Here is an 18,599-nt window from a genome sequence, read left to right as displayed (position 1 = left end):
GCTATAAACCCTTGATAGCGCTGCCAAACGCCGTCTTATAAAAGTAGACGAGTTTTTGCCAGTCCGTCGTGCTGAACGACGAGTGGCGACGCAGTTGCTTCATGTCATGAGTAGCCGCTTGCCGGGCGGTGAAACGCTGCCGACATTTTTCCAGATCGATCAAGGCCACTTCAACTTTGGCAGCCTCGCCTTCACCGGTGACGCGCACGAATACGTGCTTGGCATAAAGGCAGCTGTGCTGCCAGCGGCCCTTGTGCATACGGGCGAGGTTCTCGGCCAGTTCCTTCAACACTCGATCATGCACAGCCTCACCGTGACGCTCGCGACCACCGCCAGCGTACCAGTGTTCGATTTCCTCGAAGCCGTCCAGCGCCTTGGTGATCAGCAATGCGCGCCATTTATGCACCGGATCGCGCTGTGCACCGCAGAAAACGATTTCCGGAACGCAAACGTCGAGCAGGTTCAGGCCGATGAGCGCATCGCGCTCGCGCAACACCGTCGGCCGACCGAACGGGTGCAGCAAGCTGCGATGGATATGCCCGGATTGACGTTTAACGTACAGCAGCTGTCCATTGCCGCTCACGACGCGCTGCACACCGCTTTCTCCACCGCGACGGGCGTTGGGTTCTTCTACCCATTCACCGCGCTGATTCCAGAAATAATCGAAGCGGTCCTGGGGAGCGACCTCCGTTTCTGCTGCACATCGCACTGCCATTCTGTTACCTCTTGCGTAATACGTAGACCCGCCACATGGCATAGAGCGGTAAAAAGTCCAGTTGTTCCTGAATAAGAAAACCCGCCTGCTCGAATTCCTTTTCAACCGTAGCAGCCGGTAACACAAATCGATTTTGGTAACCTACATGCCCACGGGTTTTCTCAAGCCGCTTGCGTTTCCACGCTTTGAAATTGCCTTCCACCCACAAAGAGAGGATCACGCTGTCGCGAGTGACTCGCTCGAACTCGCGCAAAATAGCCAGTCGGTGCTCGGCTTCACCGATGTGATGGAGCAAACGCATGCAGAAAATGCTGTCGACGGCGTTATCAGGCAAGGCAATGTCGAATGCAGAAGTGTGCAAGGGTTGTACCCGTTTCACCACATCGGCAGGTTGCGCCTGCATGGCAATCTTCAGCATGGATTCAGAGTTGTCGGCCCCGATGATGGCTCGATTGGTTTTTTCCGCCAGCAATGGCCAAAAGCGCCCCGCACCGCAGGGCAAATCGAGGATCAGCCCCGGCTCACCGGCCAGTGCCAGCGCCTTGCGCGCCAGTTGCTCGTCACGCCAGTGGGACAGGCGGCGGCCAAAGCCATCCTGATGTTTGCGCAGGTATCGTTGAGCGTGTTGATCGTCGTATTTTTCGGAAAAATCCAGTTTGATCGGGCCGTCCATCATCAAGGTTTCCTGAGCTGCTGATGGCTCCCACAATAGGTCGCTCCGTGTCAGCGTCAGGTCATGCCGCTGTGAAAAAAATGTCATGTAAAACCCGAATTATTTCGAGGATTCACAGGACGAAAACGATTGTATCGGGTTAATGCGTTTCAATAAGGCGATCAGTTACTCGTTGACAACTCCACCTGAAAACGACAGCCGTTGGGTTCCATGTTCGTCAGACTGACGCTCCAACCCTGGTTTTCACAGATCCGTTGCACCAGCGACAGCCCCAGCCCCAGGCCTTCGCCGCGTTTCTCGCTGCCCCGCACGAAGGGCTCGAACATTGCTTCGCGTTTTTCCTCGGGAATACCCACGCCACTGTCTTCGACGATGAAACCGGTGGCCGTCAGCGTCAGGCGAATAAACCCGCGCTCGGTGTAATGCAGCGCATTACGCAGCAGGTTGCCCATGACCGCGTGCAGAAGGGTTGCGTTGTAGCTGGTGTTTGCCGGGTTGCCCGGTTCAAAGATCAGCGCCAGTCCCTTGGACTCGATCGGCTCGCGCCACAGATTGAGCAGTCCATCGGCGACCTGGTTCAGGTTCTGCTGGGGCGACATGCTGGCGTCTTCACGTTGTTTGCGGGCCAACATCAGAAAGGTTTGCACCAGCTCGCGCATCTCTTCACAGGCGCGGGCGATTCGCTCGACCTGAGCACGTCCACGCTGATCGATGCCGGGGTTTTCCAGCAGCAGCTCGCAGGAACTGGCCAGCACCATCAATGGCGTGCGCAGTTCGTGGCTGACGTCACTGGTGAACAACCGTTCGCGGGTCAACGCCTGGCGCAAGCGCCCGAGGGTAGCGTCGAAGGCCACGGCCAACTCGCCCACCTCATCAGCGGCGTAATCCGGCGCCAGCGGTGGCGCCAGACCTAACAATTGGTCACGGTGACGGACCTGGCGGGCCAGTCGCACCACGGGCGCCATCACTTTGCGCGCCAGTATCCAGCCGAGAAACACCGCCAATGCCAGACTCAGAACGAAGCCCACCAGCACCACGGCAAACAGCACCCGTTCACGCTCTTCGAAATCGCTCTGATCCTGTAACAGCACATAACGCCGGCCGTCGACGACTTCAACCATCGCGTGATACGACAGTTGCTCACGAAACACTTCGTGAAAACCCGGCTCCAGATGGCGTAAATCCTTGGGCAACTGAAAATCGCCCGGCCCGCCACTGAAATAGAACAGCTGGTCCGGCTCGGGACGATGGCTCCAGTCCGTGACACTGTCCATCAGCAACAGCCGTTGTAAATCGCCCCCCAGACCTGCCGAAATCAGTTTTTCTTCCACCAGGTGCACGGTCGCCACAATGCCCATGGCGAAGGCCCCTGCCACCAATGCGCTCATCAGCGCAAAGGCGATGATGATCCGTTGAGCAAGGCTCTGCTTAAACTCCATCACGGCCCTCGGCCAAGCGATAACCCACACCGTGCACGGTTTGCAGCAACGGTTTGGCGAACGGCTTGTCGATCACTTGGCGCAATTGATGGACGTGGCTGCGCAGGCTGTCGCTGTCCGGGCAGTCATCCCCCCACAGCGCCTCTTCGAGAATTTCCCGGCGCAGCACATGAGGGCTTTTCTGCATCAGCACCGCCAGCAACTTCAGGCCCACCGGGTTGAGTTTGAGCAGACGACCTTCGCGGGTCACTTCCAGGGTGTCGAGGTCGTAGTTCAGATCGCCGACCTGCAAAGTACGGCGACCGCCACCCTGGGTGCGACGCATGACCGCCTCGATGCGCGCCGCCAATTCAGACAGGGCAAAGGGTTTGATCAGGTAATCATCGGCGCCGGATTTGAAACCTTGCAGCCGGTCGTCCAATTGATCGCGGGCGGTGAGCATGATCACCGGCGTGTCGCGGCGCGCGTCTTCGCGCAGGCGTTTGCACAGGGTGTAACCGTCGATGCCTGGCAACATGATGTCGAGCACGATCAAGTCGTAATGCTCGGTGGCCGCCAGGTGCAAGCCTGACAAACCGTCCTGCGCGCAATCCACGGTGTAACCCTTAAGCCCCAGGTAATCGGCTAGATTGGCCAGGATATCGCGGTTGTCTTCAACCAATAGAATTCGCATGGGTGTCTCCTGCGTACACAGTAACGGCCGTCGTGGCCCGCGCAGCTTAAGGCCAAGCGTGGCTCAGGGCTAGGGTTACGGTGGCTGGAATCAATCCGCTCAACCAAATGATAGAGTTAACACGTTTTTCACTATCGATTCACAAGCCGACTACAGTGGAGGCGCGAGAATCCCACGCAATTGTTGTTAAGGAATGCACACACAATGGACCTCTTCAAGACCGCGCCAATGCGCTTTCTCCTGCTCGTCACCGGCACATGGCTGGTCATTTTCTTGCTGACCCGCACGGTTTTGCTGCTCACCCATCTGGATGAGGCCGGTAGCGGATTTCTGTCGGTGTTTGGCATTGGCCTGCTCTACGACCTGGGCTTCATTGCCTTTGCAGCGCTGCCGATGGGTCTCTACTTGCTGCTCTGCCCACCGGCCTTATGGCGCCGCCGCGGCCATCGCTGGTTCCTTCAGGGACTGCTGACCGTCAGCCTGTTCGCCATGTTGTTCACGGCGGTAGCCGAGTGGCTGTTCTGGGATGAGTTCGGTGTTCGCTTCAACTTTATCGCCGTCGATTATCTGGTCTACTCCGACGAAGTGCTGAACAACCTTCTTGAGTCCTACCCGATCGGCACGCTGCTGAGCATCCTCGCCGTGCTGGCCGTGGCCCTGAGTTTCGCGCTGCGCAAACCCTTCAATGCCGCACTGGACTCACCCTTGCCCGCGCTGCGCGGGCGCCTGCTGAATGCGCTGGGCCTGTTGATCGTCGCCGGTCTGAGCCTGCAATTGCTTAGCCAGGATTCACCGCGCGCACAGGGCGGCAATGCCTATCAGAATGAACTGGCGAGCAATGGCCCGTATCAGTTCTTCGCCGCCTTCCGTAACAATGAACTGGATTACCCGCAGTTCTACAGCAGCCTGCCGCCGGAAGTGGTTGCGCAACAGATTCGTGCCGAACTGAGCGAACCCAATGCGCGTTTCATCGGCGAGGATCCGCAGGACATTCGCCGGATGATCGACAACCCGGGCACTGTGCGCAAACCCAACATTGTGCTGGTGACGATTGAAAGCTTCAGCGCCAAGTACATGGGCAGTAACGGCGACGAGCGCAACCTGACACCCAACCTCGATGCCTTGCGCAAGCAGAGCCTGTACTTCAACAACTTCTATGCCACCGGCACCCGCACCGATCGCGGCCTTGAGGCCATTACCCTGGCGATCCCGCCAACCCCGGGGCGTTCGATCGTCAAGCGTGTGGGGCGTGAAAGCGGTTTCGCCAGCCTCGGCCAGCAACTCAGCGCCGTGGGTTACGACAGCGTGTTCGTCTATGGCGGACGCGGTTACTTCGACAATATGAACGCGTTCTTCAGTGGCAACGGTTACCGTGTGGTGGACCAGAGCAGCGTCGATGAATCAGAGATCCACTTTAAAAATGCCTGGGGCATGGCTGACGAAGATCTCTACAACCAGACCCTCAAACTGGCCGACGCTGACTACGCGAAACAGCAGCCGTTTCTGCTGCAACTGATGACCACCTCCAACCATCGCCCTTACACCTACCCTGACAACCGGATCGACATCAAATCCGGCAACGGTCGCGACGGTGCGGTGAAGTACACCGACTATGCCATTGGTCAGTTCCTCGATCAGGCGCGCCAAAAGCCGTGGTTTGACAATACAATCTTCGTCTTCGTCGCCGACCACACGGCCGGCAGCGCCGGCATGGAAGACTTGCCGATCAAAAACTATCAGATTCCGTTGTTCATCTATGCACCGAAGCTGATCGATGCACGGGAAACCGCGCAGCTGGCCAGCCAGATCGACCTGGCGCCGACCTTGCTGGGTTTGCTGAACCTGGATTATCAATCGACCTTCTTCGGCCGCAACCTGCTGCAGGACAATCCACTGCCGCCCCGCGTGGTCGTTGGCAATTACCAGCATTTGGGCTTGTTCGACGGCAAGGATTTGGCGATCCTGAGCCCTCGCCAAGGGCTGCGCCGCCATGATGCAGCACTGACTGAGAGCCGCGAGTCCCGAGCCACTGCCAGCGACCCGTTGATTGCCCGTGCTATCACCTATTACCAAACCGCCAGTTATGGCTTCAAGCAACAGCTGCTTGGCTGGAGGGCGCCCATGGAGGGCACCGACCAAGTCAGCGCACATTAATCGAATCGCCCCGGGCTGATGCCCCGGGGCTTTTTCCTTTGTTCAGGATCCACCATGCCATCAACTGCTGTCCGTCCCGCCTCCCGCCCGCTGAATTTCTGGGTGTGCCTGGGCGTTCCCGCCATCGCGGCGATCATTCTGATGCTGCTCGAACTGACGTCCCTGGACATGGATCTTGCCAAGCTGTTCTATGACCCGGTTGCGGGTGATTTTATCGGACGGCACAGTTCCTTCCTGGAAGACATCCTGCATGACCGCGCCAAGCAGGTGGTCATCGCCTTCTCGGTGTTGGCCATCTTCGGCTTCATCGCCTCCTTTTTCATGGACCGGCTCAAACCGATCAAACGGGAATTGGGTTGCCTGGTACTGTCTCTGGCGCTGGCAACCTCCTTTGTCACGCCAGTCAAAGCGGTGACGGCCGTGCAATGCCCGTGGAGCCTTGAGCAATTCGGCGGCCACGAAACCTACAGCGAACTGCTCAGCCCTCGCCCGCACACCGATAAACCGGGTCGTTGCTGGCCCGGCGGTCATGCGGCGACCGGTTTCACACTGTTTGCGCTGTTCTTCGTCCTGCGGGACCGTCGTCCGCGTCTGGCGCGCCAGGCGCTTGTGTTCGCTTTCGCGTTGGGCACGGTGTTTTCGATCGGCCGGATGATGCAGGGCGCGCACTTCTTTTCGCACAATGTGTGGACGGCGATTTTCTGCTGGCTGATTTGCCTGGGGTCGTATTACTACATCCTGTATCGCCCGGCTTCCAAGGCTGATCGAGTGGCTAAAGCATCACCAGTCAACGCCTGAAATACAAAATCAATGTGGGAGCGAGCTTGCTCGCGATGAGGCCATAACCTTCACTATTGATGGTGACTGTTATGCCGCTATCGCGAGCAAGCTCGCTCCCACAGTGGTCCGGTGCAATTTCAAGATCCAGGTAAATCGAAGGCAATAAAAAGCCCCGCCTGCTGATCGCAGGCGGGGCTTTTTATAGGGGTAAGGCTGGCTTACATCATGCCGCCCATGCCGCCCATACCGCCCATGTCTGGCATGCCGCCGCCAGCTGGTTTGTCGTCCGGAGCATCAGCGATCATGGCTTCGGTGGTCAGCATCAAGCCACCAATGGACGCCGCAGCCTGCAGAGCAGAACGAGTCACTTTGGTAGGGTCGAGGATGCCCATTTCAATCATGTCGCCGTATTCGCCGGTAGCAGCGTTGTAACCGAAGTTACCCGAACCTTGCTTGACCTTGTCGACTACTACGCTTGGCTCGTCGCCGGAGTTGGCAACGATCTGACGCAGTGGCGATTCGATAGCGCGACGCAGTACAGCAATACCGACGTTCTGATCAGCGTTGTCGCCTTTCAGTTCGCTGATGGCTTGCAGAGCGCGAATTAGCGCTACGCCACCGCCAGGTACCACGCCTTCTTCAACGGCTGCACGGGTAGCGTGCAGGGCGTCTTCAACGCGGGCTTTCTTCTCTTTCATTTCAACTTCGGAACCAGCGCCAACCTTGATCACTGCAACGCCGCCGGACAGCTTGGCCAGACGCTCTTGCAGTTTTTCACGGTCGTAGTCGGACGAAGTGTCGGCCACTTGCTGACGGATTTGCAGAACGCGAGCCTGGATATCAGCTTCAACGCCGGCGCCGTCGATGACGGTGGTGTTTTCCTTGGTTACGGCTACGCGCTTGGCATTACCCAGGTGTTCCAGGGTAGCGCTTTCCAGGCTCAGACCGATCTCTTCGGAGATAACGGTACCGCCGGTCAGGACAGCGATGTCCTGCAGCATGGCCTTGCGACGGTCACCAAAGCCAGGAGCCTTGACGGCAACCACTTTGACGATACCGCGCATGTTGTTCACAACCAGAGTCGCCAGGGCTTCGCCTTCAACGTCTTCGCTCACGATCAGCAGCGGACGACCTGCTTTGGCAACGGCTTCCAGTACTGGCAGCAGTTCACGGATGTTCGAGATTTTCTTGTCGACCAGCAGGATCAGCGGACCGTCGAGCTCGGCAGTCATGGTCTCTGGCTTGTTGACGAAGTACGGGGACAGGTAGCCACGGTCGAACTGCATGCCTTCAACAACCGACAGTTCGTTTTCCAGGCCCGAGCCTTCTTCAACGGTGATCACGCCTTCTTTACCGACTTTTTCCATGGCTTCGGCAATGATGTCGCCGATGGAGTTGTCGGAGTTGGCCGAGATGGTGCCGACCTGAGCGATTGCCTTGGTGTCAGCGCAAGGCTTGGACAGGGCTTTCAGCTCTTTGACGATTGCGATGGTCGCTTTGTCGATACCGCGCTTCAGGTCCATCGGGTTCATGCCGGCAGCGACGGCTTTCAGGCCTTCGTTGACGATCGATTGAGCCAGAACGGTAGCGGTGGTGGTGCCGTCGCCTGCGTCATCGTTGGCACGGGAGGCAACGTCTTTGACCAGCTGCGCGCCCATGTTTTCGAAGCGATCTTTCAGCTCGATTTCTTTGGCAACGGACACGCCGTCCTTGGTGATGGTCGGAGCGCCGAAGCTCTTCTCGATGATCACGTTACGGCCTTTAGGGCCCAGGGTCGCTTTTACTGCGTCAGCCAGGACGTTGACACCGGCGAGCATTTTCTTGCGGGCGGAATCGCCGAATTTAACTTCTTTAGCAGCCATGATCGATATTCCTTAAATACTTTGTAGTAGCGGGAAAATGAGCGGGGAATCAGCCTTCGATAACAGCGAGGATTTCGTTCTCGCTCATTACCAGCAGGTCTTCGCCGTCGACTTTCACGGTGTTGCTGCCGGAGTACGGGCCGAACACAACCTTGTCACCCACTTTAACGGCCAGTGCACGCACTTCACCGTTGTCCAGCACGCGGCCGGTACCGACAGCGAGGATCTCGCCGCTGTTGGCTTTTTCAGCAGCCGAACCTGGCAGGACGATACCGCCAGCGGTTTTCTTTTCTTCTTCGCTGCGACGGATGACGACGCGGTCATGCAGAGGACGAAGCTTCATTGTCGATCTCTCCTAATTGTGGTTTTCATCGGCCGGTGTATTCCCGGCGGGTTTAACAAATCCGGCAGTGCCGGGTGCGGTTCGTCAAGCGAACCGCGGAAGTCTGTCTGGCGTAATCGCCAGAAACCTTGCGGTGACCGTTACATAAGGGCGCATAAGCTTATTACAAGGGCGAGGAAGCAAATTTTTTCAGGTTGCTACCCCACAAACGAACACGGCACCCGAAGGTGCCGTGCCGGTATTGCGGATTACTTGGTATCGCGGTGTTCGAATTCGCCTTCGATCACGTTGGGCTCTCGGCCCAGCGGCTCGCGGGTCGCAGGGCCGCCGCCACGTGGCTGAAGGTCGTCGGCGAACGCACGCTGACGGATTGCCGCCTCTTCGGCACGCTGGCGCATTTTATTGGCCAACAGTCGACGAGAGAACGGCAGCAACATGATCAGACCCAGCGCGTCAGTGACGAAGCCCGGCAGGATCAACAGACCACCCGCCAGCGCCAGCATCAAACCTTCGAGCATGGTCTGGGCCGGCAACTCGCCGCGGTTCAGGCTTTCACGAGCACGCAATGCGGTTGCCAGACCAGCGATACGCAGCACGAACACGCCGAGCATCGAGCCGAGAATGACCAGCAGCAGGGCCGGGAAAAACCCGATCGCCCCGCTGACCTTGACGAATACGAACAGCTCCAACACCGGAAACAGTACAAAGAGCAATAAAAAAGGGCGCATCAAATGGTTCCTCAACGCAAGAATGCCTTGCCAGTCTTCCCTAGATGACGTCGCCGATTCGTGAATTCAAGCGTCGGCCACTTCATTTTTCGGCCAATGTTCGGCGTGAGCCAGGAAAACCAAGGCTTCGCGCACTTGTGTCGGCGTATTACACGGCGCTTGAAACGGCAACCAATAGAGCCCCTGACCAATGCGCAGGTGCATGCCTTCGGTGTCGATACCCGCCAGTTGCGCCGGCTCGGTTTTCGGCAGGCCCGCCAGTTCGACGTAGTGGGCGATGGCTTTGGCGTGATCGGCATTCATGTGCTCGACCATGCTCGCTTCGGCTTTTCCGGCGAACGGGTTGGCCAGCGTTAACTGATCGACCCAGTGAATCGCACCGAAGCCGCCGATGTAACGGTGACGTACCGGTTTGAGCACCCAGAAATCGAAATCGTGGGCCTTGTGGTAGCTCTGCGAATCCGGGAAATAGCGGTAGTAACGCTCAGCCGCCGCTTCGATGGCGGCCTCGTCCTCGAGCTTTTCTGCTTCGGCGAGGTAGGTCAGGCGACCAACGGCTTGCACATCTTCAGCCCCGCGCTCGCCCACAAACAGTGAGCATTTTGGATCTTTCTGCAGGTTGTGGGTGTGCTGGGCGATACGGCTGATAAGGATCAGCGGCCAGCCCTGTTCGTCCAGACAGTACGGAACCACGGAGCCAAACGGGAAACCGGGCATCGCCTTGGAGTGCGTCGAGAGCACTCCACGGTATTCCTTGAGAAGCAATTCTCGGGCATTCTTGGCCGCTTCAACGCTCAATTTATGACTCCTTATATAGAATCCGTCAAAAAAACGGACAGGCGCCTGGGGATAAGTTCCAGCACGCCATCGGGGCAGTTCTCATGTGCAGCCAAGCCGTATCAGGTGCAGATTGAGAGGCTACTCTCTAAAAGGAAACCACTCCTCTGATCTGCTATTGGGGCATGCGAATGCAACTCACTGACAAAGTAATCATTATCACGGGCGGTTGCCAGGGTTTAGGCCGTTCCATGGCCGAGTATTTCGCCGGTAAAGGCGCAAAGCTGGCGCTGGTGGACTTGAACCAGGAAAAGCTCGACGACACCGTCGCCGCTTGCAAGGCTAATGGCGTCGAGGCTCGCGCTTATCTGTGCAATGTCGCCAATGAAGAGCAAGTGACCCATATGGTCGCCCAGGTAGCCGAAGACTTCGGCGCGATCCATGGCCTGATCAACAACGCAGGGATCCTGCGCGATGGCTTGCTGATCAAGGTCAAGGACGGCGAGATGACCAAGATGAGCCTGGCCCAGTGGCAGTCGGTCATCGACGTCAATCTGACCGGCGTATTCCTGTGCACCCGTGAAGTCGCGGCCAAAATGATCGAGCTGAACAACAGCGGCGCGATCATTAATATCTCGTCGATCTCCCGTGCTGGCAACGCCGGCCAGACCAACTACTCCGCCGCTAAGGCCGGTGTCGCCGCGGCGACCGTGACCTGGGCGAAGGAATTGGCACGCTACGGTATTCGTGTGGCAGCCATTGCACCGGGCTTTATCGAAACCGAAATGACGCTGAGCATGAAACCTGAGGCGCTGGAGAAGATAACGTCCGCGATTCCGCTCAAGCGCATGGGCAAGCCTGAAGAGATCGCCCATTCGGCGGCGTACATTTTCGAGAACGACTACTACACCGGTCGGATTATGGAGTTGGATGGCGGGTTGCGGATCTAAAGCAAGATCAAAAGATCGCAGCCTCGCTTCGCTCGACAGCTCCTACAGGTGAATGCAAAACCCATGTGTAGGAGCTGTCGAGTGAAACGAGGCTGCGCTCTTTTAACAGTCGACGCAGATCAATCGTCGCTGATCGTGATGTTCGGCATGGCCGGTGTCGCCGCTTCCTGCAACACGATCCGCGCGCCGACATGGCGGGCCAGTTCCTGGTAAACCATCGCAATCGGGCTGTCAGGCTCGGCGATCACCGTTGGCTTGCCGCCGTCGGCCTGTTCGCGGATGGCCATCGCCAGCGGCAACGACGCCAGCAGCTCGACGCCGTACTGGTTGGCCAGCTTCACACCACCACCCTCACCGAACAGATGCTCGGCATGCCCGCAGTTGGAGCAGATGTGCACGGCCATGTTTTCCACCACGCCCAGCACCGGAATGTTGACCTTGCGGAACATCTCCACGCCCTTGCGTGCGTCCAGCAATGCCAGATCTTGCGGCGTTGTAACGATCACCGCGCCGGCCACCGGGACTTTCTGCGCCAGAGTCAGCTGGATGTCGCCGGTGCCTGGTGGCATGTCGATGACCAGGTAATCCAGATCGCCCCAGGCTGTCTGAGTGACGAGTTGCAACAAGGCGCCGGAAACCATCGGCCCGCGCCAGACCATCGGCGTGTTGTCGTCGGTCAGGAACGCCATGGACATGACTTCGACACCGTGGGACTCGATCGGAATAAACCACTTCTGATCCTTGACCTTGGGTCGGGTGCCTTCAGGGATGCCCAACATGATGCCTTGGCTCGGTCCGTAAATGTCCGCGTCGAGGATCCCGACCTTGGCGCCTTCGCGGGCCAGGGCCAGGGCCAGGTTGGCGGCAGTGGTGGATTTACCCACACCGCCCTTGCCGGATGCCACGGCCACCACGTTCTTGACGTTGGCCAGACCCGGGATCTGCGCTTGAGCCTTGTGCGCGGCAATGACACTGGTGATCTCGACGCGCGCGATGGTCACGCCTTCCAGCCCTTCAATGGCCATTTGCAGCAACTGCGCCCAGCCACTCTTGAACAGGCCGGCGGCGTAACCCAGCTCCAGCTGGACGCTGACGCGATCACCCTGAATGTCGATGCCGCGTACGCACCCGGCGCTGACCGGGTCCTGGTTCAGATAAGGGTCGGTGTATTGGCGAAGGACGGCTTCCACCGCTGCGCGATTGACGGCGCTCATGGGCAACTCCGATAGCAAGACTGGAAAATCAGGCGGGTATCGTACCTGTTCTATAGTCCGGACGGCATGCTTTCAGAATGTGACAAATAACCCATGGTCGAATGCTGCCATAGCAGCTGGCGAAGCCTGCGTTCGGCTGCGCAGCAGTCGTAAAACCAGACACCGCGGTGTTTCAGGTAGTCCGAGTTGCCCGGATTCACGACTGCTGCGCAGCCGAACGCAGGCTTCGCCAGCTGCTACATGGACCGTGGATACGGGTCGCGGGGGTGAAAAATATGCGCCGGCGCTTTATAGTGGCCGACCTCCGTTTCATCAAGTAGCCGAGCCCCATGTCCGAGCCACGCAAGATCCTCGTCACCAGCGCCCTGCCCTATGCCAATGGTTCGATCCATCTTGGCCACATGCTGGAATACATCCAGACCGATATGTGGGTGCGCTTCCAGAAGCACCGCGGCAATCAATGCATTTATGTCTGCGCCGACGACGCCCACGGTTCGGCCATCATGCTGCGCGCGGAAAAGGAAGGCATCACCCCGGAACAACTGATCGCCAACGTCCAGGCTGAACACAGCGCCGACTTTGCCGAGTTCCTGGTGGACTTCGACAACTTCCACTCCACTCACGCCGAAGAAAACCGTGAGCTGTCGAGCCAGATCTACCTGAAGCTGCGCGACGCCGGGCACATCGCCCAGCGTTCGATCACTCAGTACTTCGACCCGGAAAAGAAAATGTTCCTGGCCGACCGCTTCATCAAGGGCACCTGCCCGAAATGCGGCACCGAAGACCAGTACGGCGACAACTGCGAAAAATGCGGTGCGACCTACGCGCCGACCGACCTGAAGGATCCGAAGTCGGCGATCTCTGGCGCCACTCCGGTGCTCAAGGATTCCCAGCACTTCTTCTTCAAGCTGCCGGACTTCCAGGAAATGCTGCAAGCCTGGACCCGCAGCGGCACCCTGCAAGAAGCCGTGGCGAACAAAATCGCCGAATGGCTGGACGCCGGCCTGCAACAGTGGGACATCTCCCGCGATGCGCCGTACTTCGGTTTCGAAATCCCGGACGAGCCAGGCAAATACTTCTATGTATGGCTGGACGCGCCGATCGGCTACATGGCCAGCTTCAAGAACCTCTGCGACCGCACGCCTACACTTGATTTCGACGCGTTCTGGGGCAAGGACTCCACCGCTGAGCTGTACCATTTCATCGGCAAGGACATCGTCAACTTCCACGCCCTGTTCTGGCCAGCCATGCTCGAAGGCGCCGGTTTCCGTAAACCAACCGGCATCAACGTACACGGCTACCTGACCGTCAACGGTCAGAAAATGTCCAAATCCCGCGGCACCTTCATCAAGGCCCGGACCTATCTGGACCATCTGTCGCCGGAATACCTGCGCTACTACTACGCGGCGAAGCTGAGCCGTGGCGTCGACGACCTCGACCTGAACCTCGAAGACTTCGTGCAGAAGGTCAACTCCGACCTGGTCGGCAAAGTCGTCAACATCGCCAGCCGTTGCGCCGGTTTCATCCACAAAGGCAACGCCGGTGTACTGGTGGCGGGCAATGCCGCGCCGGAACTGACCGAAGCGTTCCTCGCCGCAGCGCCGAGCATCGCCGAAGCCTACGAGGCTCGCGACTTCGCCCGTGCCATGCGCGAGATCATGGGCCTGGCCGACCGTGCCAATGCCTGGATCGCCGACAAGGCACCGTGGTCGCTGAACAAACAGGAAGGCAAGCAAGACGAAGTCCAGGCCATCTGCGCCCTGGGCGTCAACCTGTTCCGCCAGTTGGTGATCTTCCTCAAACCGGTGCTGCCGCTGCTGGCCGCCGACGCCGAGGCGTTCCTGAACGTCGCGCCGCTGACCTGGAACGACCACGCTACTTTGCTCAGCAACCATCAGCTGAACGAGTTCAAACCGTTGATGACCCGTATCGACCCGGTAAAAGTGCAAGCCATGAGCGACGCCTCGAAAGAAGACCTGACCGCCAGCGCTACCGACACCGGCGACGCTGCACCTGCCGGCAATGGCGAACTGGCCAAGGATCCGCTGTCACCGGAAATCGAGTTCGATGCCTTTGCCGCTGTCGACCTGCGCGTCGCCCTGATTCTCAAGGCCGAACACGTGGAAGGTGCCGACAAACTGCTGCGCCTGACCCTGGACATCGGTGACGAGCAACGCAACGTGTTCTCCGGGATCAAGAGCGCTTATCCAGATCCGTCCAAGCTCAATGGTCGTCTGACCATGATGATCGCCAACCTCAAGCCACGAAAAATGAAGTTCGGTATCTCCGAAGGCATGGTGATGGCGGCCGGCCCTGGCGGTGAAGAAATCTACCTGCTCAGCCCTGACAGCGGCGCCAAGCCAGGTCAGCGCATCAAGTAAGGCTCTGCTGTAAACCGATCCCACAGTCGTGCCAGGCGCGACTGTGGGATTTTCATGTCTGGCCCACCCTCCGTCCTTGCCGGATAATGCCTAAGCTTTTTAGACCGCTCCGTTAAAAAGCCCCGTTCTTGCCGGCACGATCATGACCGAAATTGTTCTTACGCTTATCAGCACTGCCCTGATCAACAACCTCGTGTTGCACTGGCCGCTGGGCGTCGATCCGCTGCTGGGCAACGAGCATCGACAGGTCCATGCGTTGGGCCTTGCGACGACGTGTTTGATGCTGATCGTCGGCACGCTGGGTTACTCGGCCTACCGTTGGTTGCTGGTCCCGCTGGAGCTGACGTCGCTGCGCCTTTTCGTCTTCCTTCCATTAAGCGTTCTGCTGATTGGCCCGCTGCTGAAAGTGCTTTCCCGGTTACTTCCAAAGCTTGCGTTCGATGGCCTCTGGCCCCTGCTGCTGGGCAATGCTGGCGTACTCGGCCTGACGCTGCTCAATGCTCAGGACGACAAAGGCTTCTTCCACGCCATGGCCCTGAGCCTGGGTGCCGGCCTGGGCTTCTGGCTGGTACTGAGCCTGTTCAGCGACTTGCGCCAACGCACAATCGAAAATGATATCCCCCTGCCCTTTCGCGGCCTGCCCATCGACCTGATCGGCGCCGGATTGATTGCAGTGGCCTTTCTCGGATTCAGCGGACTGATCAAAACATGAGTCTGATTCAACGCATCGACGCCCTCTTGCCGCAGACCCAATGCGGCAAGTGCGGCCACCCCGGATGCAAACCGTACGCCGAAGGCATTGCCAGCGGCGAACCGATCAACAAATGTCCGCCGGGCGGCAGCGAAACCATCGCGGCCCTGGCCGAGCTGTTGAAAGTGCCGGTGCTGGAACTGGACGTCAGTCGCGGTTCGGCCCCGGCGCAGATCGCCTTTATTCGTGAAGCGGAGTGTATTGGTTGCACCAAGTGCATCCAGGCCTGCCCGGTGGATGCCATTGTCGGCGCGGCGAAATTGATGCACACGGTGATCGTCGATGAATGCACCGGTTGCGACCTGTGCGTAGCGCCCTGCCCGGTGGATTGCATCGAGATGCGGCCGTTGCCGTTGGACACGGTGCTGCCGATTGTCGGCGGCCTGGCGTTGAGCCTTGAGGAACAACGCGCCCGAGCGGCCAAGCGCAATCACGCGCGACGCCGATTTGAACAGCGCAACGCTCGCCTGCATCGCGAAGAAGAACAGAAAATCGCCGAACGTCGGGCCCGAGCCCAGCGCGCCGTCCAGCCCAGTGAGGTGGCGACACTCGACCCGGTTCAGGCCGCTCTTGAGCGAGTCCGTGCACAGAAGGCAGCGAATGCGGATGTGGCGCTGAAAAAGGCCAAGATCGATCTGGCGATGAGTCGGGCGCAACTGAACAAGTCACTCAAGGCGTTCGGGCATCCGCCGACCTTCGAACAGCAGTCGCAGCTGATCGTGCTGCAACAGCAATTCGAGGTTGCCGAACAGGCGTTGGCAAAACTGGAAAGCTCTGCACCGCCAGCCGCGGCCCCCGTAGTTCCGGCGAAAAATGCGCAGCTGAATCGGGCAAAGATCCAGTTGGCCATGCGCCGTGCCGAACTCAAGAAAGCCCAATCCAGCGAAGCGCCGGCAGAGCAGATCGAAGCCCTGGAACTCGCGGTGAATGAAGCCGAGCGTCAGGTGGATGCCTATGCCGCCCCTTGAATCGGTCGACGAACGCCTCCAGCAAGCCATGAAACTGGTATTGCTGGCCACCGTGCCGGGGATGCTGGTGTTTTTCTGGCTGTATGGCTGGGGCGTGTTGATCAACCTGATTCTGACGGGTATTACCGCACTGGCCGTTGAAGCGACCGTGTTGCGCTTGCGCAAGCTTGCGCTCAAGCCGAGCTTGAGCGACGGCAGTGCGCTGGTCAGCGCGACGCTGTTGGCTCTGGCCTTGCCGCCTTATTGCCCGTGGTGGCTGACGGTCTGTGCCGCGGCGTTCGCGATGGTGTTCGGCAAACACCTGTATGGCGGCGTTGGCAAGAACCCGTTCAACCCGGCAATGCTGGGCTTCGCCCTGGTGCTGGTGACCTTTCCCCAACAGATGACCCACTGGCCGTCATCCCATGGGCTGGACCTGATCGGCGGCTTGCAGCAGGTGTTCGGGTTCAGCCTCGGGCAGACGCCAGACGCCTGGGTCCAGGCCACGGCGCTGGACAGCCTGCGGATCAACAAAAGCCTGACCATGGACGAACTGTTTGCAGCCAACCCGGCGTTCGGTCATTTCGGCGGCCGAGGCATGGAATGGGTCAACCTGGCCTTTCTGGCAGGTGGCGCGTTTCTGCTGCAACGACGGGTGTTCAGCTGGCATGCGCCGGTCGGCATGCTCGCCAGCCTGTTCATCGTCAGCCTGCTGTGCTGGAACGGCTCGGGCTCCGACTCCCATGGCTCGCCGCTGTTTCATCTGCTCACTGGCGCGAGCATGCTGGGTGCATTCTTCATCGTCACGGAACCGGTGTCCGGCGCAAAAAGCCCCGGCGCGCGACTGCTGTTCGGCGCGGGCGTAGGGCTGCTGACGTACCTGATTCGTACCTGGGGTGGTTATCCGGACGGCGTAGCCTTTGCCGTGCTGTTGATGAACCTCTGTGTGCCGGCGCTGGAGCGGTTTGCCACCTCTAGACTGGAACGAGGTGCGCCATGAGCCGAGTGTCGAGCGTTGTGATCCTGGTGTTGCTGGCAGGCCTGGGGATTGGCGCGACTTACCTCGTGCAACACACCAGCGCGCCGCGCATTGCGGCCGAACAGCGCCTGATCGACAGTCGTAACCTGCTGGACCTGCTCCCGGCTGAAAGCTACGACAATCAGCCGCTGGAACAGCCGCTCGCCCTCGAAAGCACTGGATTGGCCAACAGCACGCTGCTAGGTGGCTACCTGGCGACCAAGACTGGCCAACCCAGCGCCGTGTTGCTGCGCAGCCAGACCCTGGGTTACGAGGGTTCCATCGAATTGCTGATCGCCATCGGCGCAAACGGCAAGGTGCTGGGCGTCAAAACGCTCAAGCAATCGGAAACGCCGGGGCTGGGCGGTCGACTCGCTGACTGGCCCAATGCCTGGCTTCAGGCTTTTTCCGGAAAGTCCCGAACAGAACCTGCCGACAATGGCTGGGCCTTGAAAAAGGATCAGGGGCAATTCGATCAAATGGCGGGCGCGACCATTACTTCGAGAGCGGTCATCAACGCCATCCATGACGCGTTGCGCTACTTCGACGAACATCAGCAACAGTTGATCGGGAGCAGCGCTCATGAATAAGTCATCGACGCTGCAGAATTCACTGATGCTTGCACCGCTGATCGGTGCCACGGATTCATTGGTGTCCGCTCTGGGCTTGTGGCTGATGTTCATCGTGGTGATCAGCGCCTTTGGAGTGAGCATGGGCGCGTTGCGATCCCGACTTGTCCCGGCGACACGTTTGCTTGCCAGCGTCCTGTTGGCGGCCACGCTGACCAGTTGCGCGGAGCTCGCCGTGCAAGTCTGGTCGCTGCAATGGCACCAACATGTAGGGTTCTATGCAGGATTGATTGCCTTGCAATGCGTTGTGCTGGAACACACCGGTTTTTTCCAGAGCGCCTGGCGTGATCGCCTGCGCCTGTGTGGCCTGTTCGGCGCGTTGATGGCAGGCCTTGGCTTGCTGCGCGAACTCATCGGCAGCGGGACACTCGGCAGCCATCTGCCATGGCTGGCTGGCACTGCGCAAGCGGACTGGCAAGGCTGGGTGCTGACTGCCGACGGTGGCTTGCGCCTGGCCACCCTGGCCCCTGGCGGATTCATTCTGCTGGGACTGCTGTTCGCCGCACGTCAGGCCTGGACCCGCTCGACGCCCCCACACTGACCGCCTTCGAGGAAACGCACTGCC

The 18,599-nt window shown here is 59.1% G+C and carries 18 protein-coding genes; 9 read left to right on the top strand and 9 right to left on the bottom strand.

Going from position 1 to position 18,599, the window contains the following annotated elements; all coding sequences use genetic code 11:
* Position 1 precedes the first annotated feature (1 nt).
* The 4 genes from E3W21_RS01770 to colR all read right to left on the bottom strand — a co-directional run bounded on the left by E3W21_RS01770 (position 2) and on the right by colR (position 3,500).
* On the bottom strand, positions 2-715 hold the full coding sequence (locus E3W21_RS01770) for a lipopolysaccharide kinase InaA family protein (protein WP_129437996.1): 714 nt from the start codon (positions 713-715) through the stop codon (positions 2-4).
* A 4-nt stretch (positions 716-719) separates the two neighbouring features.
* On the bottom strand, positions 720-1,388 hold the full coding sequence (locus E3W21_RS01765; protein ID WP_134418011.1) for a class I SAM-dependent methyltransferase: 669 nt from the start codon (positions 1,386-1,388) through the stop codon (positions 720-722).
* A gap of 161 nt (positions 1,389-1,549) precedes the next feature.
* The gene (locus E3W21_RS01760) at positions 1,550-2,827 is read right to left on the bottom strand and encodes a HAMP domain-containing sensor histidine kinase (RefSeq protein WP_134417429.1); all 1,278 of its coding nucleotides are present in this window, start codon (positions 2,825-2,827) and stop codon (positions 1,550-1,552) included.
* On the bottom strand, positions 2,817-3,500 hold the full coding sequence (gene colR, locus E3W21_RS01755; RefSeq protein ID WP_008155536.1) for a two-component system response regulator ColR: 684 nt from the start codon (positions 3,498-3,500) through the stop codon (positions 2,817-2,819). The genes E3W21_RS01760 and colR overlap by 11 nt, the downstream gene beginning before the upstream one ends.
* A 204-nt stretch (positions 3,501-3,704) precedes the next feature.
* Here colR and E3W21_RS01750 point away from each other — a divergent pair, with 204 nt between their 5' ends.
* Both E3W21_RS01750 and E3W21_RS01745 read left to right on the top strand, forming a co-directional pair.
* Positions 3,705-5,654 (top strand): LTA synthase family protein, encoded by a 1,950-nt coding sequence (locus E3W21_RS01750; protein ID WP_134417427.1) that lies wholly within the window; start codon positions 3,705-3,707, stop codon positions 5,652-5,654.
* Between the two features lie 54 nt (positions 5,655-5,708).
* Entirely contained in the window at positions 5,709-6,452 is a 744-nt protein-coding gene (locus tag E3W21_RS01745) for a phosphatase PAP2 family protein (protein ID WP_134417425.1), read from the top strand.
* 200 nt (positions 6,453-6,652) lie between these two features.
* Here E3W21_RS01745 and groL read toward each other — a convergent pair whose 3' ends face one another.
* The 4 genes from groL to E3W21_RS01725 all read right to left on the bottom strand — a co-directional run bounded on the left by groL (position 6,653) and on the right by E3W21_RS01725 (position 10,165).
* On the bottom strand, positions 6,653-8,296 hold the full coding sequence (gene groL / locus E3W21_RS01740) for a chaperonin GroEL (RefSeq protein ID WP_129438004.1): 1,644 nt from the start codon (positions 8,294-8,296) through the stop codon (positions 6,653-6,655).
* Positions 8,297-8,345: 49 nt separating this feature from the next.
* Positions 8,346-8,639, bottom strand: a complete 294-nt coding sequence (locus tag E3W21_RS01735) for a co-chaperone GroES (RefSeq protein WP_047532658.1) — start codon at positions 8,637-8,639, stop codon at positions 8,346-8,348.
* Between the two features lie 248 nt (positions 8,640-8,887).
* Positions 8,888-9,367 (bottom strand): FxsA family protein, encoded by a 480-nt coding sequence (locus tag E3W21_RS01730; protein ID WP_134417423.1) that lies wholly within the window; start codon positions 9,365-9,367, stop codon positions 8,888-8,890.
* A gap of 66 nt (positions 9,368-9,433) precedes the next feature.
* On the bottom strand, positions 9,434-10,165 hold the full coding sequence (locus tag E3W21_RS01725; protein ID WP_134417421.1) for a HugZ family protein: 732 nt from the start codon (positions 10,163-10,165) through the stop codon (positions 9,434-9,436).
* 170 nt (positions 10,166-10,335) lie between these two features.
* On the opposite strand from E3W21_RS01725, the gene E3W21_RS01720 reads away from it, so the two are divergent.
* A complete protein-coding gene (locus E3W21_RS01720) occupies positions 10,336-11,094 on the top strand; it encodes an SDR family oxidoreductase (RefSeq protein WP_134417419.1) in 759 nt (252 codons plus the stop codon).
* A 119-nt stretch (positions 11,095-11,213) separates the two neighbouring features.
* Here the strand turns inward: E3W21_RS01720 and apbC are convergent, their stop codons facing one another.
* Positions 11,214-12,308 (bottom strand): iron-sulfur cluster carrier protein ApbC, encoded by a 1,095-nt coding sequence (gene apbC / locus E3W21_RS01715; RefSeq protein ID WP_134417417.1) that lies wholly within the window; start codon positions 12,306-12,308, stop codon positions 11,214-11,216.
* 329 nt (positions 12,309-12,637) lie between these two features.
* Between apbC and metG the strand changes: the two genes are divergently transcribed.
* The 6 genes from metG (at position 12,638) to E3W21_RS01685 (ending at position 18,575) form a co-directional block, all read left to right on the top strand.
* A complete protein-coding gene (gene metG, locus E3W21_RS01710; protein WP_046047100.1) occupies positions 12,638-14,689 on the top strand; it encodes a methionine--tRNA ligase in 2,052 nt (683 codons plus the stop codon).
* A gap of 142 nt (positions 14,690-14,831) precedes the next feature.
* A complete protein-coding gene (locus E3W21_RS01705; protein ID WP_129438012.1) occupies positions 14,832-15,401 on the top strand; it encodes an electron transport complex protein RnfA in 570 nt (189 codons plus the stop codon).
* Positions 15,398-16,408: an electron transport complex subunit RsxB gene (gene rsxB, locus E3W21_RS01700; protein ID WP_129438013.1), complete on the top strand. Its 1,011-nt coding sequence runs from the start codon at positions 15,398-15,400 to the stop codon at positions 16,406-16,408. Before E3W21_RS01705 ends, rsxB begins: the two co-directional genes overlap by 4 nt.
* Entirely contained in the window at positions 16,395-17,387 is a 993-nt protein-coding gene (locus E3W21_RS01695) for an RnfABCDGE type electron transport complex subunit D (protein ID WP_129438015.1), read from the top strand. The genes rsxB and E3W21_RS01695 overlap by 14 nt, the downstream gene beginning before the upstream one ends.
* The gene (locus E3W21_RS01690) at positions 17,384-17,995 is read left to right on the top strand and encodes an RnfABCDGE type electron transport complex subunit G (protein WP_134417415.1); all 612 of its coding nucleotides are present in this window, start codon (positions 17,384-17,386) and stop codon (positions 17,993-17,995) included. The genes E3W21_RS01695 and E3W21_RS01690 overlap by 4 nt, the downstream gene beginning before the upstream one ends.
* Positions 17,988-18,575, top strand: a complete 588-nt coding sequence (locus E3W21_RS01685; protein WP_129438020.1) for an Rnf-Nqr domain containing protein — start codon at positions 17,988-17,990, stop codon at positions 18,573-18,575. Before E3W21_RS01690 ends, E3W21_RS01685 begins: the two co-directional genes overlap by 8 nt.
* Positions 18,576-18,599: the final 24 nt, after the last annotated feature.

This window comes from Pseudomonas sp. F01002 (assembly GCF_004402115.1).
GTDB lineage: Bacteria > Pseudomonadota > Gammaproteobacteria > Pseudomonadales > Pseudomonadaceae > Aquipseudomonas > Aquipseudomonas frigoris.
This window is presented reverse-complemented; position numbering and strand designations above follow the sequence as displayed.

What these genes read in the sequence shown, in the direction of transcription:
- E3W21_RS01750 (WP_134417427.1), top strand. Translation starts at nt 3,705, where the DNA reads ATGGACCTCTTCAAGACCGCGCCAATGCGCTTTCTCCTGCTCGTCACC.
- E3W21_RS01745 (WP_134417425.1), top strand. Translation starts at nt 5,709, where the DNA reads ATGCCATCAACTGCTGTCCGTCCCGCCTCCCGCCCGCTGAATTTCTGG.
- apbC (WP_134417417.1), bottom strand. Translation starts at nt 12,308, where the DNA reads ATGAGCGCCGTCAATCGCGCAGCGGTGGAAGCCGTCCTTCGCCAATAC.
- metG (WP_046047100.1), top strand. Translation starts at nt 12,638, where the DNA reads ATGTCCGAGCCACGCAAGATCCTCGTCACCAGCGCCCTGCCCTATGCC.
- E3W21_RS01765 (WP_134418011.1), bottom strand. Translation starts at nt 1,388, where the DNA reads ATGGACGGCCCGATCAAACTGGATTTTTCCGAAAAATACGACGATCAA.
- E3W21_RS01685 (WP_129438020.1), top strand. Translation starts at nt 17,988, where the DNA reads ATGAATAAGTCATCGACGCTGCAGAATTCACTGATGCTTGCACCGCTG.
- E3W21_RS01705 (WP_129438012.1), top strand. Translation starts at nt 14,832, where the DNA reads ATGACCGAAATTGTTCTTACGCTTATCAGCACTGCCCTGATCAACAAC.
- rsxB (WP_129438013.1), top strand. Translation starts at nt 15,398, where the DNA reads ATGAGTCTGATTCAACGCATCGACGCCCTCTTGCCGCAGACCCAATGC.
- E3W21_RS01760 (WP_134417429.1), bottom strand. Translation starts at nt 2,827, where the DNA reads ATGGAGTTTAAGCAGAGCCTTGCTCAACGGATCATCATCGCCTTTGCG.
- E3W21_RS01695 (WP_129438015.1), top strand. Translation starts at nt 16,395, where the DNA reads ATGCCGCCCCTTGAATCGGTCGACGAACGCCTCCAGCAAGCCATGAAA.
- E3W21_RS01720 (WP_134417419.1), top strand. Translation starts at nt 10,336, where the DNA reads ATGCAACTCACTGACAAAGTAATCATTATCACGGGCGGTTGCCAGGGT.
- E3W21_RS01735 (WP_047532658.1), bottom strand. Translation starts at nt 8,639, where the DNA reads ATGAAGCTTCGTCCTCTGCATGACCGCGTCGTCATCCGTCGCAGCGAA.
- colR (WP_008155536.1), bottom strand. Translation starts at nt 3,500, where the DNA reads ATGCGAATTCTATTGGTTGAAGACAACCGCGATATCCTGGCCAATCTA.
- E3W21_RS01770 (WP_129437996.1), bottom strand. Translation starts at nt 715, where the DNA reads ATGGCAGTGCGATGTGCAGCAGAAACGGAGGTCGCTCCCCAGGACCGC.
- E3W21_RS01690 (WP_134417415.1), top strand. Translation starts at nt 17,384, where the DNA reads ATGAGCCGAGTGTCGAGCGTTGTGATCCTGGTGTTGCTGGCAGGCCTG.
- groL (WP_129438004.1), bottom strand. Translation starts at nt 8,296, where the DNA reads ATGGCTGCTAAAGAAGTTAAATTCGGCGATTCCGCCCGCAAGAAAATG.
- E3W21_RS01730 (WP_134417423.1), bottom strand. Translation starts at nt 9,367, where the DNA reads ATGCGCCCTTTTTTATTGCTCTTTGTACTGTTTCCGGTGTTGGAGCTG.